The organism is Pantoea agglomerans NBRC 102470 (assembly GCF_001598475.1).
Lineage (GTDB): Bacteria > Pseudomonadota > Gammaproteobacteria > Enterobacterales > Enterobacteriaceae > Pantoea > Pantoea agglomerans.
The window spans coordinates 117,006-130,894 of record NZ_BCZA01000001.1 but is presented as its reverse complement, the minus strand read 5'-3'; the positions used below and the strand labels follow the sequence as shown (position 1 = coordinate 130,894).

The following is a 13,889-nucleotide window of genomic DNA, read 5'->3' as shown; positions in this document are numbered from 1 at the left end:
AAAAAAGCCCGGTCAGATGACCGGGCTTTTTTTTTACAGGCGATCGCCCAGCGCAGAGAAAATGGCGGATAAAGAGGGGCGTTCATAAGGTAAGCGCTGCGGCCGGGGATCGGGCTGCTGAGGCGTGCCCAGACCAAAGGTGAAGGTATACTTATCGCCTTCGCCCATGCGCAGGTCGGCAATCGTCGTCTGACCGTCCTGCTCCCGCAGCGCGTAGAAGCCGTGGCTGAACCAGGCGACACGTTCTGCATACCAGCTGCCCCGAAAAGCGTCGAACAGTTCAGGATGACGCGGATACCACGCCACCTGCAGTGGCCGTGAGGGCGACAACAGCGACCAGTAAACTTCGCCATAGCGATCCGGCGTCATAATCACGCTGCGCCATACCAGCGTATTAAAGGCCGTGGGCGTCACCAGCACTTTATTGTCCGGAATACCCTGCTCCGCCAGCGACGCTCTGATCTGCCAGCCTGCGACGCCCTGAATCACCACACTCCAGACCAGATAAAGGGTACTCAGCATCAGCCCGAGCCGGTTTCCGCGCAGCCCTTTATCACTGCGCCGCCAGAGCGCGACGCCCAGGCCTGCCAGCAGCGGCAGGGTATAGAGTGGATCGACGATGTAGATACTGCCGATGGCATAAGGATAATCGGTGATCGGCAGGCCAAGCTGGGTGCCATACACCGTCATCAAATCGAGCAGCGGATGGGTAATCAGCGCCAGCCAGATGGCAGGCCACCATGCTGCCCACTTCACCCGCTGGCGAAACAGACCCGCCACCAGCCATGCAATCAGTGGCGAGAGCAGCGTGAGCCAGAGCAGCGCATGCGTTTCCGTGCGATGCAGGGTCATGTTGCGTATCGCATCGCCATGATCAAGAAAGACATCGAGATCGGGTAAGGTGCCGCAGACGCCGCCCACCAGCGCGGCCTGCCAGACCGGTACCCGACGTCCCATCACTGCGACACTGACTGAGGCACCCAGCACCAGCTGCGAAACAGAATCCATTGATTAACTCCGTACCTGAACCGTGGATGTATCCTGAATTAGCGTACGCGAATCCCTTCAATGATCATGCGCTGCACGTTATCAACAGCCTGATCGAAAAATGCCGGATCGCTGAGCGTCTGACCGGTAACGGCCTCAACCTGAGTGGCAAAATCGGCGTAATGCTGCGTGGTGGCCCACAGCATAAAGATCAGATGCTGCGGCTGTACGCCCGCCAGTCGTCCTTCATCAATCCAGCGTTCAATAATTGCCGCTTTGTCATCTACCAGCTGCTTAAGATCGCCTGCCAGCTCCCCTTTCAGAAGCGGAGCACCCTGCAGCATCTCCAGACAGAAGAGCCGGGAAGCCTGAGGATGATCGCGCGACACTTCCAGCTTCAGCCGGATGTAGCGCCGAATCGCGACCAGCGGATCCTGATCGTGCGCCAGCGCGCGCAACGGTGCCAGCCAGACATCCAGAATCTGCTTAAGCACCGCCACATAGAGCACTTCTTTAGAGGGAAAATAGTAGAGCAGATTAGTTTTAGAGACATCGGCCAGCTCAGCTACCTTATCGAGGCTGGTGCCGTGAATGCCAAACTGTGAGAAGAAGGTTAATGCCGCTTCCAGTATGGCGGCCCGCTTCGCTGCAACCGCACGCGAACGACGCGTTGGCTTTTTTTCATCGGTATTCACACGTTTACCTCATCCTTCTGGTGTCAGCGCATCATAGCAAAGGGATTCATCGCTGCCCAATCCGCGCCCTGCACCTTTTTTGCTCAGCCTGCATGGAAAACGTGCAGCGAATTTTGACCAGACGGTCTGAAATGGACCAGTTACTCCACTTACCTCTTTCGGGTTAATTTTAACTCATTGTTATATAAAACAATAAAAAAAGTGGCACACAGTTTGCAGAATTGTGACTGAGCGCGGCCCACATGGACGATGCAGGATGCAGTGCAGCGCGTGAAACACCTTTCCCCCATCGCAACGAGGTTTCACATGAAGATAGGCGTCTTTATTCCAATTGGTAACAATGGCTGGCTGATTTCGTCCAATGCGCCGCAGTACATGCCGACCTTTGAACTGAACAAAGCGATCGTGCTGAAAGCAGAGCATTACCATTTCGAGTTTGCGCTCTCGATGATCAAACTGCGCGGCTTCGGCGGAAAAACCGAGTTCTGGGATCATAATCTCGAATCGTTCACCCTGATGGCAGGCCTGGCCGCCGTGACATCGCGCATTGAGATCTACGCCACCGCCGCCACCCTGACGCTGCCTCCAGCGATTGTGGCGCGCATGGCGTCCACCATCGATTCCATTTCAGGCGGTCGCTTTGGCGTCAACCTGGTGACCGGCTGGCAGAAACCGGAATATGAACAGATGGGTATGTGGCCTGGCGATGAGTACTTCAGCAGCCGCTACGCTTATCTGACCGAATACGTTACCGTGCTGCGCGATCTGTGGGGCACCGGAAAATCGGACTTTAAAGGTGAGTTCTTCACCATGAACGACTGCCGCGTGAGTCCGCAGCCGCAGCGCCCGATGAAGGTGATCTGCGCCGGACAGAGCGATGCCGGTATGGCCTTCTCTGCTCAGCACGCCGATTACAACTTCTGCTTTGGTAAAGGTGTTAACACGCCTGCCGCGTTCAGCTCTACCTCGATTCGCATGAAGCAGGCCGCTGAAAAAGCGGGCCGCGATGTCGGCTCCTATGTGCTGTTTATGATCATCGCTGCTGAAACGGACGAAGAAGCGCGGGCGAAGTGGGAACACTACAAAGCCGGTGCGGATGAAGAGGCGCTCTCCTGGCTCACCACTCAGAGTCAGCAGGACACCAAATCGGGCAGCGACACCAATGTGCGCCAGATGGCGGATCCGACCTCGGCAGTCAATATCAATATGGGCACCCTGGTGGGGTCGTATGCCAGCGTGGCGCGGATGCTGGATGAGGTTGCGCAGGTCGAAGGCACCCACGGCGTGCTGCTGACGTTTGATGACTTCCTGCAGGGTATCGAGAACTTCGGGCAGCACATTCAGCCGCTGATGGCCTGTCGCAGCGCCCTGCTCGACGCACAGCAGGAGGTGGCATGATGGCTACCGTTTATTGTGCTCACACGCCGGATGTTCCCCAGGTTGAACTGCCGGCGCGGCCAGAGCCGATCGCCTTTCCGCCTGGCCAGACCGCGCTGATTGTCGTGGATATGCAGAACGCCTACGCCACTGAAGGCGGCTATCTCGATCTGGCGGGCTTCGATGTTTCCGCCACCAAGCCGGTGATTGCGAAAATCCATCAGGCGGTGACTGCAGCCCGTGCGGCAGGCGTTCAGATCATCTGGTTCCAGAACGGCTGGGACAGTGACTATGTAGAAGCGGGCGACGCCGGTTCCCCCAATTTCCACAAATCGAATGCCCTGAAAACCATGCGTAAACGGCCTGAACTGCAGGGGTCGCTGCTGTCGAAAGGCGGCTGGGATTACGCGCTGGTCGATGAACTGGTGCCACAGCCCGGTGACATCGTGCTGCCGAAATCGCGTTACAGCGGCTTCTATAACACCCCGCTCGACAGCATGCTGCGCAGCCGCGGGATCCGTCATCTGATGTTTACCGGCATCGCCACCAACGTCTGCGTTGAATCGACGCTGCGCGACGGCTTCTTTCTGGAGTACTTCGGCGTGGTGCTGGAAGACGCCACTTATCAGGCCGGCCCGCCCTTTGCTCAGCAGGCTGCCCTGTTCAATATCGAAACCTTTTTTGGCTGGGTATCGGATGTCGATACCTTCTGCGAAAGCCTGAATGCCCGCTAATCCACGATAAGGACGACGCTATGCCGAAAAGTATTATTGTTCCGCCAGGCACCACCACCCCCATCGCCCCGTTCGTTCCCGGCACGCTGGCGGATGGTGTGGTCTATGTCTCGGGTACGCTGCCGTTTGATGCTGACAACAACGTGGTGCATGTGGGTGATGCCGCAGCGCAGACCCGCCACGTGCTGGAAACCATTAAAAAGGTGATTGAGACCGCCGGTGGCAGCATGACCGATGTGACGTTTAATTCGATTTTTATCACCGACTGGTCGAACTACGCCGCGGTGAATCAGGTTTATGCCGAGTTCTTTCCCGGCGAAAAACCGGCGCGCTTCTGTATTCAGTGCGGTCTGGTCAAGCCTGATGCGCTGATTGAGATCGCCAGCGTGGCGCACATCGGCAAAGCGGAGGTCTGATGCAACTGGATATTCTGGGTCTGCAAAATCCCGATGCACCGACACTGGTGCTCTCATCCGGTCTGGGCGGCGTGGCGGGTTTCTGGCAGCCGCAGCTGGCCGCGCTAACGGCACGCTATCGGGTGGTGACCTATGACCAGCGCGGCACCGGTCGCAGCGCTGACAGCCTGCCGGAAGGCTACAGCATGGCGATGATGGCGTCAGAACTGGCCGCCGCGCTGGCGCAGCACGGCATCCTGCGCTTCAGCCTGATCGGTCACGCGCTGGGCGGTCTGATGGGGATGCAGCTGGCGCTGGATTATCCGGATCGGATCGAACGGATCGCGGTGATCAATGGCTGGCTGGTGCTGCATCCCCATACCCGTCGCTGCTTTCAGGTACGCCAGGACCTGCTGCTCAACGTCGGCGTCGAGGCATTTGTCCGCGCTCAGCCGCTGTTTCTCTATCCTGCGGAGTGGATGGCACAGCATCAGACACGGCTGGATCAGGAAGATAGCCAACACGTCGCACATTTTCAGGGAATGGAAAATCTGATGCGGCGGCTGCATGCCCTGATGAGCGCCGACTTCAGCGCGCGGGCTGCTGCCATTCCACAACCGGTGCTTGTGATTGCCAGCCAGGACGATCTGCTGGTGCCGTGGAGCTGCTCAACTGAGCTGGCCGCGGCGCTGCCCAATGCGACTGAACAGATGATGGCCTGGGGCGGCCACGCCATGAGCGTCACCGCCCCCGAAAACTTTAATGCCCTGCTGCTGCAGTGGCTGGATCAGACTGATGACGTGCAGCCGCTGCAGCGCGTCGTCGGATAACCTTTTCGCGGAGAACACGATGAGCCTGGATACCCTTACCCCTGCCGTTGAGAAAACTGAGTTTCGTAATGCGATGTCGCGGCTGGGTGCTGCGGTCAACATCATCACCACTGAAGGCCCGGCCGGACGCGCAGGCTTTACGGCCTCGGCGGTGTGCAGCGTCACGGATTCGCCGCCGACGCTGCTGGTCTGCCTTAACCGCTCTGCCTCGGTTTACCCGGTGTTCCGCGAAAACATGCAGCTCTGCGTCAATACGCTGGCGGCGGGCCATGAAACGCTCTCCAATCTGTTCGGCGGCAAAACGCCAATGGCTGATCGTTTTATTGCCGCTGAGTGGTCAACGGCCGTGACCGGCTCGCCGGTGCTGAGCGGCGCCGTCGCGTCCTTTGACTGCCGCATTACTCAGATTGTCAGCGTCGGTACGCATGACACGCTGTTCTGCGAAGTCGTGGGGTTAGTGCGCAATGATGACACCCACGGTCTGGCGTGGTTTGACCGGGGATACCATCCCCTGTTGCGGCAGGATGCCTGTTAACGCTTCCCTGAATCCCACCGGCATTCATAACGCTCTGGAGTAGACGATGGCACGATCCTGGTTTCCGCAATGGCAAAAGAAGTCGGCATTAACAGAAAACGGTATTATCGCCCCGGATGAGACCCTGCCTCTGGGGCAGACGCTGGTGCTGGGTTTACAGCATGCGGTAGCGATGTTTGGCGCAACGGTGCTGATGCCCCTGCTGATGGGGCTGGATCCCAATCTGGCCATTCTGGTCTCGGGTATAGGCACGCTGCTGTTCTTCTTTATCACCGGCGGTCGGGTGCCCAGCTATCTCGGGTCGAGCGCTGCCTTTGTCGGCGTGGTCATTGCGGTAACCGGCTTCAGCGGTCAGGGGCTGAATCCCAATCTCAGCGTGGCGCTGGGCGGCGTGATCGCCTGCGGCCTGCTCTACACGCTGATTGGTCTGGTGGTGATGAAGTCCGGCACGCGCTGGATTGAAAATCTGATGCCGCCGGTCGTGACCGGTGCGGTGGTGATGGCTATCGGGCTGAATCTGGCCCCGATTGCGGTTCACAGCGTCTCCGCCTCGTCATTCGACAGCTGGGTTGCGGTGATGACCGTGCTCTGCATTGGTCTGGTAGCGGTATTTACCCACGGGATGATTCAGCGACTGCTGATTCTGGTCGGCCTGATTCTGGCCTGGGCGATCTATGCACTGCTGACCAACGGTCTGGGGCTGGGTAAGCCGGTCGATTTTACCCTGCTGTCACAGGCCGCCTGGTTTGGTCTGCCGCACACCACCGCTCCCACCTTTGATCTGCAGGCGATGGTGCTTATCGCCCCGGTGGCGATCATTCTGGTGGCTGAAAACCTCGGGCATCTGAAAGCGGTGGCGGGCATGACCGGACGCAATCTCGATCCTTACATGGGACGCGCTTTTGTTGGCGATGGCCTGGCCACCATGCTCTCCGGCTCGATCGGCGGCAGTGGCGTCACCACCTATGCCGAAAATATCGGGGTGATGGCGGTGACCAAAGTCTACTCTACGCTGGCATTTGTCGCCGCGGCGGTCATCGCCATCCTCGCCGGTTTCTCGCCGAAGTTTGGTGCGCTGATCCACACTATTCCGGCACCGGTGATTGGCGGCGCATCCATTGTGGTGTTCGGGCTGATTGCGGTAGCGGGTGCCCGCATCTGGGTACAGAACCATGTTGATTTAGGCCAGAACAGTAACCTGATCATGGTGGCGACCACACTGGTGCTCGGTGCCGGTGATTTCGCGCTGAAAATCGGTTCTTTCACGCTGGGGGGTATCGGTACCGCCACCTTTGGCGCGATTATCCTCAATGCGATTCTGCGCCGACGCAGTGCGGCAAAGCAGGACAAGCCCCTGGCGCGACAGCAGGGTTAACGACCTACTCCAGCGGTGTGGCAGCAGGCTGCACCGCTTTTTTTCGTTTCAGCCGCAGCTCACTGACGATCACCCCGCAGACGATCAGCGCGCCGCCCAGCAACGCCAGCGCAGGCAGGCGCTCACCCGCAATACGCCCCACGACGCCGGCCCAGACCGGTTCCCCGGCATAAATCACCGTGGCGCGGGTTGGCGAAACGCTGCGTTGCGCCCAGTTCATGGTGACCTGAATCAGGGCGCTGGCCGCACCCAGCCCCAGCGCGCTGAGCAGCAGCGGCGTTGAGATGGCAGGCACCGTTTCCCCATTGGGGATCATCAGACCAAAGGCGCACAGCGACGCCACCGCCAGCTGGATCAGGGTCACACGGCGCACATCGACCTTACCGGCATAGCGGCTGATTAAGATGATCTCGGCGGCGATCGCCAGGGTACTGATCAGCGTCGCTATTTCACCTGCATTCAGAGTGATGCGACCATCCTGCGGCCCGGCCACCAGCAGCAGGCCGGTAAACGCCAGTACAATCCCCAGCCACGACATCAATCCCGGCGGACGGCGCAGAAACAGCCATTGCAGCAACGGCACGACAGGGACATAGAGCGCGGTGAGAAAGGCGGACTGACTGCTGGAGATGGTCTGCATTCCCCACGTCTGAAGACCATAGCCCCCGGCGATCGACAGGCCAATCAGCGCACCCGCTTTCACCTCCAGCCAGGTCATGCCTGCCAGATAGCGGCGGAAAAAGAGCGCCAGCAGCAGCGCGGCGGTGGCAAAACGCAGGCCGACAAAGAAAAACGGGCCGGAGTGCTGCATCGCACGATGCACCACCAGAAAGGTGCCGCCCCAGATCATGGTGATGAAAAGTAATACCAGCTCCTGCCGCGTCAGGCGCAGGGTTAAACCGCGGAGTGTGTCCGACATAATTCACCTGATGATGTGTCCGGACAATATTGTGGGGAGAGCGAGGGGGAAAAGCAACGACGTTAACCGCCGGTCTCAACCGGCGGCAGTGTGGGGTTATGCGTCCGGTTTTTTAGGGCTGCTGCGTCCCCCTTTCTCCCCGGCGCGCGCGGCGCGCTGCGGATCGTTTTTAAAATTACCGCCGCTGTTTTTTCCCCCTTTACGTCCCGCTTCTGCGGCACGTTCACGGTTTTCAGCAAAATTTCCAGAACCCCCACGATGTGTTGTCATGATTTGCTCCTGTCGCGTAGTGCGATAATTAAGAATTAAAAACAGAGGGCTGACGGCCCGAAACGCGAGCTCAGCCCATGTTTAAATAATAGCCAGATTATCCTTTCACTCGTCCGCCAGTCACATTTAGCAACAGAGTAATCACCAGAAATTTGGCTAAACAACGAACACTCTGCCGACTTACAACCGATTAGCTGCTGATTTATTGCCCGACTCCTCCGTTCCGGCTTCGGCATCGCCTGCGTAAAACGAAAGCTCTTCTATACTTTTTCTGGACGTCAAAACCATCTGGAGAGATCAATGGCTAAAATTCTGGTGCTCTACTACTCGATGTACGGACATATTGAAACAATGGCGAACGCGGTTGCAGAAGGCGCTCGTCGGGTTCCCGGCGCGGAAGTGGATATCCTGCGGGTACCAGAAACGATGGAGGCCGATCGCTTTGCACAGGTGGGTGGCAAAACCGATCAGCAGGCAGCAGAAGCCACGCCTGAGGTGCTGCCGCACTATGACGCGATTATCGTCGGTACCCCGACCCGCTTCGGCAACATGGCCGGACAGATGCGGACATTCTGGGATCGCACCGGCGGACTCTGGGCGTCAGGCGCGCTGTTTGGCAAGGTTGCCAGCGTCTTTACCTCAACCGGCACCGGCGGCGGTCAGGAACAGACCATCACGTCTGTCTGGACCACCCTGGCACATCACGGCATGGTGATTGTGCCAATCGGCTACGGAACCAAAGAGTTGTTCGATATTTCACAGGTTCGCGGTGGAACGCCTTATGGAGCCACCACCCTGGCGGGCGGCGATGGTTCGCGTCAGCCTACCGAAGCGGAACTGAATATCGCCCGTTTTCAGGGCGAACATGTTGCCGGACTGACCGTCAAACTGCAGGACTGATTTAATCAAAGGAGAAAAGTATGTCTACTGAACAATCGAAAGCACATCACGTTGGCGAATGGGCAAGTCTGCGTCATACCTCCCCTGAAATTGCCGAGGCCATTTTCGAAGTGGCTAACTACGATGAAAAACTGGCAGAAGAGATCTGGCGTCAGCAAGGCAGTGATGACGTGCTGATTCGCGCCTTTGAAAAAACCGATAAAGATCTCCTGACCTGGGATGACAAGCCCGTAGAACGTAAGAACGTCTGATTCAGGGGCGGGACTTTCCCGCCCTCAATTTTTAGCTCACCAAGGAGTACGCTATGTCTTCCTATCAAAGCATTAATCCCGCAAACAACCAGTTGCTGAAAAGCTGGCCGTCACATGATGAAGCCGCCGTCAGCCATGCCCTCGAAGTGGCCGATCGCCTTTTCCATTCTTCATGGAGCAAAGGTGATATTCAGCCGCGTCTGCAGGTACTGAAAAAACTGGCTGACCTGATTGATAGCCGCGCGGAAGAACTGGCCACCATCGCCAGTAAAGAGATGGGTAAACTGATTGGTCAGAGCCGCGGAGAAGTGAAAATCTGCTCGCAGATTGCCCGCTACTACGCAGAGAATGCGGAACGTATTCTGCAGCCGCAGTCCTATCCCAGCGATCTGGGCGAAGCCTGGGTTGAGTATCACCCGATTGGCGTTTTAGTCGCCGTCGAGCCGTGGAATTTCCCTTACTATCAGCTGATGCGCGTGCTGGCACCTAATCTGGCGCTGGGTAACCCGGTGCTGGCAAAACATGCCAATATCGTGCCGCACTGTGCCGATGTCTTTGAAAAGCTGGTTCGTGAAGCGGGTGCGCCTGAAGGGGCCTGGACTAACCTGTTCATCTCCACCGATCAGGTCGCCGATCTGATTGCTGACGACCGCGTACAGGGTGTCGCCCTGACCGGATCCGAGCGCGCGGGCAGCGCCGTGGCTGAGCAGGCCGGTAAGCATCTTAAGAAATCGACGCTGGAGCTGGGTGGCAATGACGTGTTTGTGGTGCTGGATGATGCCGATCTTGATGAAGCGGTACGTCAGGGCGTGCAGGCTCGCCTCAGCAACTGCGGACAGGTCTGTACCGCCGCAAAACGTTTTATTCTGCATGAGAAGATTGCCGATCGCTTTATCAGCCAGTTCAGCGCTGCACTGAGTTCCGCTACGCTGGGCGATCCGCTGGATGAGAAGACCACGCTTGGCCCGCTCTCCTCCGCTGACGCGCGTGACCGTCTGGTGAAACAGGTAGACGAAGCCGTCGCCAATGGCGCAAAACTGGTCACGGGCGGCAAAGCCGTTGAAGGTGCAGGTTGCTATTATCAGCCAACCATTCTCACTGGCATTACTCCGGATAATCCCGCCTATTATCAGGAGTTCTTCGGTCCGGTCGCGCAGGTTTATGTCATAGGGGACGATCAGGCGGCTGTGGCGCTGGCGAACGACTCTCACTATGGTCTGGGCGGCTCGGTCTGGACACGCGATATTGCACGCGGTCGTAAACTGGCCTCCGCCATTGAAACCGGCATGGTGTTTATCAACTCCCAGAGCGACACCTCAGCGGAGCTGCCCTTTGGTGGCGTGAAACGTTCAGGTTATGGCCGTGAGCTGTCTGATCTGGGCATCAAAGAGTTTGCTAACCAGAAACTGGTGGTCGTGGCGGGTTAATCGCCTTGCAGCCATAAAAAAACCCCGTCTCGACGGGGTTTTTTATTATCAGCCGGAAAGCACGATTACTGTGTTGCCACAGCCGCTGACTTTGATTCGTCGTTGTGCGCTGTTGCAGGCGTGTTCGAGGCGTTAGCCTGGTCAGCCGCACCTTTATCGGCACTGGCTGATTTCGCTGCCGCGTTGTCCGCTTTCGCTTTCTCAGCGGCGGCTTTATCCGCTGCTGCCTTGTCCGCTTTTGCCTTCTCAGCGGCGTCTTTATCGGCTGCTGCCTTGTCCGCTTTTGCCTTCTCGGCTGCTGCTTTATCGGCTGCTGCCTTGTCCGCTTTTGCTTTTTCAGCGGCGGCTTTATCCGCTTCAGACTTCTCAGCGGCAGCTTTATCGGCGTCAGCCTTCTCTTTCGCCGCGGTCGCTTTATCCGCTTCAGCCTTATCAGCAGCAGCGTCATTGGTCGCTGCGGCTTTCGCATTGTCGTCGTCAGACTGGGCTGCCGGTTGTGGTGCCGCCACTGGCTGCATTGGCGTGCCCTGCAACGCAGCATTCAGCACCTGAGAGAACTGATCCCAGCTGCAATAGCCGTTTGCATCGGTCTCACAACCCGCCAGCTGCAGCGTAACGCGCTTCGGTGGGTTCTTCAGGCTCAGCACGTCTGCGTTGCGCAACTGATCGGCGCTCTGATAGACATACTCAACTTTGAGCAGGTCTTTATCATTTTTGGCATCATGCCAGCGTTCGAAAACAACCTGACCGCCAATCGGCGTTTTTTCGAAGGTATCAGGCAGTTCATAAGGCTTGACCTGCAACGCGCTCAGCAGCGAGGCGATGTTTGAGTCATGGCCTACCATCAGCGTAATTTTTGGCGCGTTGGCTTTGTCCTGGTCCACTAACTGACTGCGGATGTAGTCCACCAGCGGTGCCGCCACTTCACGGGAAATGTCCGGGCTGGTAAACAGCGCATCCTGGTAACCATTTTTAATCGCTGACAGCTCTTTCCACTGCTCAGGCGTTTTGATCTGGCCCCATGCAACCTGATCCAGCGGGAAACCTTCGTAATATTGCAGCGTGAACGCATCCATCAGGGAATTCCCCGTTTTCAGCGGGCCACTGACATTCGGTTCTTTACCATTTTCAGCGCTGAAGGTGTTCTGACCACTGCTGAGATCGCACTGCTTTTTATTGTTGCAGGCAGGCGATGCTTTGTAGTCGACAATCTTTTCCAGGCGCTGGAAGGCAGGCTTAAGCGACAGTTTTTCATTCGCAGCGGCCATCTCAGCCAGCGCTTTCTTATTGAATGCTTCACTGCCATCTGTGATAACCGGATTGAAGATAGGATCCATGGAACCCATTTCATCCTGATGAGAGACCGCGACGTCACAGCCCGGGAAGGCGCCATTAACAAAGAACTGGGCGGTGGCCACAGTGCGCTGCAGGCTGTTGGCGTAAACAAAGACGTTATTGCTGTCAGGACAGCTGCCGTTCTTCACCAGGCCCTGCTGTGCCAGCCACTGACGGGTGTAGTTACCCATGTAGACTTCCAGCACACCACCTTTGGTGGTCAGCTGTCCGCCGGGAACATCCCACTGCGGCCAGCTCTTTTTGGTCGACTGCGCCAGCACGCTGCCATTATCAGCCAGCGGTGCACGCAGATTGTGACGACTTAACATCAGCACCTGTTGCAGCTGCATATCACTCTCAGCAGCAAATGCTACCGTTCCGACCGGCAATGCAGCGAGCACTGACAATGCGCAAAGACTCAGTTTCTTGATCATTGTGCCTATTCCATTCATTCAGTAAAGAAACACTCTGGCTATCAACCCATTAGCTCGCCTCAGAGCGATGTAATCAACAGTGTAACTCAGCTCGCCTCAGAAAAGCGCCAGATGTTTGCAAAAACGGTGAGTGGACTATAGCAGAGATGCACCGGAGAGATGAATGCGCAGCCACGCGTCACAGAGAGTGGCACGCTTTTTTCAGACAGGAAGAAGTAACAGAGAGAGCAGAAACAAAACAGGCCAGCACTGCGTGCTGGCCTGTAAAATGTGGCGGAGGAGGAGAGATTCGAACTCTCGGATGGTTTCCCATCGGCGGTTTTCAAGACCGCTGCCTTAAGCCGCTCGGCCACCCCTCCGTTTTGAAACTGTACTGCATTGGCAAACATCTATTTTTGCCGCTTTATTGCCCAGGGCAGATAAAGTGGCGGAGGAGGAGAGATTCGAACTCTCGGATGGTTTCCCATCGGCGGTTTTCAAGACCGCTGCCTTAAGCCGCTCGGCCACCCCTCCGCAATGACGCGCACTATAAACACCCCGTTTAGGGATGTAAAGCACCTATCTGTCTATTCGCCTGAAAAACAGCCAGATTGTGATTTTTCGGTGTCAAAATCGCCACTCTGCTCAAACAATTAGCAGTTTAGCGCGTAAAGAAGGGTAAAACGCCTTTTCCCTCTTTAATGGCCTGCGTATTCTCGGCACATATCTGGTGTTCTGCTTAAAGGAGCGCAACATGGAAAGAATTGTCACCTCATCGCAGTCCTCACTGCTGTCTACGCACAGAGTTCTGCGCAATACCTATTTTCTTCTCGGACTGACCCTGGCCTTCTCGGCCGTTACGGCTACCGCCAGCACCCTGCTGGCCCTGCCTGCGCCGGGTTTAATCCTGATGCTGGTTGGCTTCTATGGCTTAATGTTTTTAACCTACCGTCTGGCTAACAGCCCGATGGGCATCCTGGCCGCTTTTGCCTTTACCGGCTTCCTGGGTTATTGCCTGGGGCCTATCCTGAGCTCATTCTTAACCGCAGGCATGGGTGACGTGATAGCGCTGGCGCTGGGCGGCACGGCGCTGGTGTTCTTCTGCTGTTCGGCTTACGTGCTGACCACCCGTCGTGATATGTCCTTCCTCGGCGGCATGATGATGGCAGGTTTCGTCGTGTTGCTGGTTGCTGTAGTAGCCAACATCTTCCTGCAGCTGCCTGCATTGCATCTGGCCATCAGCGCCCTGTTCATTCTGTTTTCAGCCGGTGCGATTTTGTGGGAAACCAGCAACATCATTCACGGTGGCGAAACCAACTACATCCGGGCGACGGTCAGCCTCTATGTTTCGCTCTATAACATCTTTGTCAGCCTGCTGAGCCTGCTGGGGTTTGCCCGCAGTAACTAATCCGCAGTGACAGTAGCCTGTAAAACCCCGCTTCGGCG

15 protein-coding genes and 2 tRNA genes are annotated in these 13,889 nt (G+C 57.1%); 10 read left to right on the top strand and 7 right to left on the bottom strand.

Annotated elements, in window-relative coordinates:
- Positions 1 to 33 precede the first annotated feature (33 nt).
- Both PAG01S_RS00585 and rutR read right to left on the bottom strand, forming a co-directional pair.
- A complete protein-coding gene (locus PAG01S_RS00585; protein WP_010246619.1) occupies positions 34 to 1,008 on the bottom strand; it encodes a metal-dependent hydrolase in 975 nt (324 codons plus the stop codon).
- A 38-nt stretch (positions 1,009 to 1,046) separates the two neighbouring features.
- On the bottom strand, positions 1,047 to 1,682 hold the full coding sequence (rutR, locus tag PAG01S_RS00580) for an HTH-type transcriptional regulator RutR (RefSeq protein ID WP_003849991.1): 636 nt from the start codon (positions 1,680 to 1,682) through the stop codon (positions 1,047 to 1,049).
- Positions 1,683 to 1,988: 306 nt separating this feature from the next.
- On the opposite strand from rutR, the gene rutA reads away from it, so the two are divergent.
- The 6 genes from rutA to rutG are packed head-to-tail and all read left to right on the top strand — an operon-like array spanning position 1,989 to position 6,928.
- The gene (gene rutA, locus PAG01S_RS00575; RefSeq protein ID WP_045140569.1) at positions 1,989 to 3,080 is read left to right on the top strand and encodes a pyrimidine utilization protein A; all 1,092 of its coding nucleotides are present in this window, start codon (positions 1,989 to 1,991) and stop codon (positions 3,078 to 3,080) included.
- Positions 3,080 to 3,793: a pyrimidine utilization protein B gene (rutB, locus tag PAG01S_RS00570; protein ID WP_010246624.1), complete on the top strand. Its 714-nt coding sequence runs from the start codon at positions 3,080 to 3,082 to the stop codon at positions 3,791 to 3,793. Before rutA ends, rutB begins: the two co-directional genes overlap by 1 nt.
- A 20-nt stretch (positions 3,794 to 3,813) precedes the next feature.
- Positions 3,814 to 4,209, top strand: a complete 396-nt coding sequence (rutC, locus tag PAG01S_RS00565) for a pyrimidine utilization protein C (protein WP_033766884.1) — start codon at positions 3,814 to 3,816, stop codon at positions 4,207 to 4,209.
- Positions 4,209 to 5,018, top strand: a complete 810-nt coding sequence (rutD, locus tag PAG01S_RS00560) for a pyrimidine utilization protein D (protein WP_062757353.1) — start codon at positions 4,209 to 4,211, stop codon at positions 5,016 to 5,018. The genes rutC and rutD overlap by 1 nt, the downstream gene beginning before the upstream one ends.
- A 19-nt stretch (positions 5,019 to 5,037) precedes the next feature.
- Entirely contained in the window at positions 5,038 to 5,553 is a 516-nt protein-coding gene (rutF, locus tag PAG01S_RS00555; RefSeq protein WP_029518970.1) for an NADH-dependent FMN reductase RutF, read from the top strand.
- Positions 5,554 to 5,599: 46 nt separating this feature from the next.
- Positions 5,600 to 6,928 (top strand): pyrimidine utilization transport protein G, encoded by a 1,329-nt coding sequence (gene rutG / locus PAG01S_RS00550; RefSeq protein ID WP_010669797.1) that lies wholly within the window; start codon positions 5,600 to 5,602, stop codon positions 6,926 to 6,928.
- Between the two features lie 4 nt (positions 6,929 to 6,932).
- On the opposite strand, the gene PAG01S_RS00545 is transcribed toward rutG, so the two are convergent.
- A complete protein-coding gene (locus tag PAG01S_RS00545; protein ID WP_010669796.1) occupies positions 6,933 to 7,847 on the bottom strand; it encodes a DMT family transporter in 915 nt (304 codons plus the stop codon).
- Between the two features lie 96 nt (positions 7,848 to 7,943).
- Complete coding sequence (locus PAG01S_RS00540) at positions 7,944 to 8,117, bottom strand: con-10 family general stress protein (protein ID WP_010246636.1); 174 nt, start codon at positions 8,115 to 8,117, stop codon at positions 7,944 to 7,946.
- A 300-nt stretch (positions 8,118 to 8,417) separates the two neighbouring features.
- Here PAG01S_RS00540 and wrbA point away from each other — a divergent pair, with 300 nt between their 5' ends.
- The 3 genes from wrbA to PAG01S_RS00525 are packed head-to-tail and all read left to right on the top strand — an operon-like array spanning position 8,418 to position 10,695.
- Positions 8,418 to 9,017 (top strand): NAD(P)H:quinone oxidoreductase, encoded by a 600-nt coding sequence (gene wrbA / locus PAG01S_RS00535; protein WP_022625914.1) that lies wholly within the window; start codon positions 8,418 to 8,420, stop codon positions 9,015 to 9,017.
- 20 nt (positions 9,018 to 9,037) lie between these two features.
- Entirely contained in the window at positions 9,038 to 9,268 is a 231-nt protein-coding gene (locus tag PAG01S_RS00530) for a YccJ family protein (protein ID WP_010669794.1), read from the top strand.
- Positions 9,269 to 9,321: 53 nt separating this feature from the next.
- Positions 9,322 to 10,695, top strand: a complete 1,374-nt coding sequence (locus PAG01S_RS00525) for an NAD-dependent succinate-semialdehyde dehydrogenase (RefSeq protein WP_033771306.1) — start codon at positions 9,322 to 9,324, stop codon at positions 10,693 to 10,695.
- A 65-nt stretch (positions 10,696 to 10,760) separates the two neighbouring features.
- Here PAG01S_RS00525 and agp read toward each other — a convergent pair whose 3' ends face one another.
- The 3 genes from agp to PAG01S_RS00510 all read right to left on the bottom strand — a co-directional run bounded on the left by agp (position 10,761) and on the right by PAG01S_RS00510 (position 12,977).
- A complete protein-coding gene (agp, locus tag PAG01S_RS00520; protein WP_170933487.1) occupies positions 10,761 to 12,464 on the bottom strand; it encodes a bifunctional glucose-1-phosphatase/inositol phosphatase in 1,704 nt (567 codons plus the stop codon).
- Between the two features lie 271 nt (positions 12,465 to 12,735).
- Positions 12,736 to 12,823: transfer RNA gene (locus tag PAG01S_RS00515), tRNA-Ser, on the bottom strand.
- 66 nt (positions 12,824 to 12,889) lie between these two features.
- Positions 12,890 to 12,977, bottom strand: a tRNA-Ser gene (locus PAG01S_RS00510).
- Between the two features lie 220 nt (positions 12,978 to 13,197).
- On the opposite strand from PAG01S_RS00510, the gene yccA reads away from it, so the two are divergent.
- Entirely contained in the window at positions 13,198 to 13,851 is a 654-nt protein-coding gene (gene yccA / locus PAG01S_RS00505) for an FtsH protease modulator YccA (protein WP_003850014.1), read from the top strand.
- The last annotated feature ends 38 nt before the right edge of the window (positions 13,852 to 13,889 follow it).

Coding starts and splice junctions, on each gene's coding strand:
- rutC (WP_033766884.1), top strand. CDS start 3,814: ATGCCGAAAAGTATTATTGTTCCGCCAGGCACCACCACCCCCATCGCC.
- PAG01S_RS00530 (WP_010669794.1), top strand. CDS start 9,038: ATGTCTACTGAACAATCGAAAGCACATCACGTTGGCGAATGGGCAAGT.
- PAG01S_RS00525 (WP_033771306.1), top strand. CDS start 9,322: ATGTCTTCCTATCAAAGCATTAATCCCGCAAACAACCAGTTGCTGAAA.
- PAG01S_RS00585 (WP_010246619.1), bottom strand. CDS start 1,008: ATGGATTCTGTTTCGCAGCTGGTGCTGGGTGCCTCAGTCAGTGTCGCA.
- PAG01S_RS00545 (WP_010669796.1), bottom strand. CDS start 7,847: ATGTCGGACACACTCCGCGGTTTAACCCTGCGCCTGACGCGGCAGGAG.
- yccA (WP_003850014.1), top strand. CDS start 13,198: ATGGAAAGAATTGTCACCTCATCGCAGTCCTCACTGCTGTCTACGCAC.
- wrbA (WP_022625914.1), top strand. CDS start 8,418: ATGGCTAAAATTCTGGTGCTCTACTACTCGATGTACGGACATATTGAA.
- rutG (WP_010669797.1), top strand. CDS start 5,600: ATGGCACGATCCTGGTTTCCGCAATGGCAAAAGAAGTCGGCATTAACA.
- rutF (WP_029518970.1), top strand. CDS start 5,038: ATGAGCCTGGATACCCTTACCCCTGCCGTTGAGAAAACTGAGTTTCGT.
- PAG01S_RS00540 (WP_010246636.1), bottom strand. CDS start 8,117: ATGACAACACATCGTGGGGGTTCTGGAAATTTTGCTGAAAACCGTGAA.
- rutB (WP_010246624.1), top strand. CDS start 3,080: ATGGCTACCGTTTATTGTGCTCACACGCCGGATGTTCCCCAGGTTGAA.
- rutD (WP_062757353.1), top strand. CDS start 4,209: ATGCAACTGGATATTCTGGGTCTGCAAAATCCCGATGCACCGACACTG.
- rutA (WP_045140569.1), top strand. CDS start 1,989: ATGAAGATAGGCGTCTTTATTCCAATTGGTAACAATGGCTGGCTGATT.
- agp (WP_170933487.1), bottom strand. CDS start 12,464: ATGATCAAGAAACTGAGTCTTTGCGCATTGTCAGTGCTCGCTGCATTG.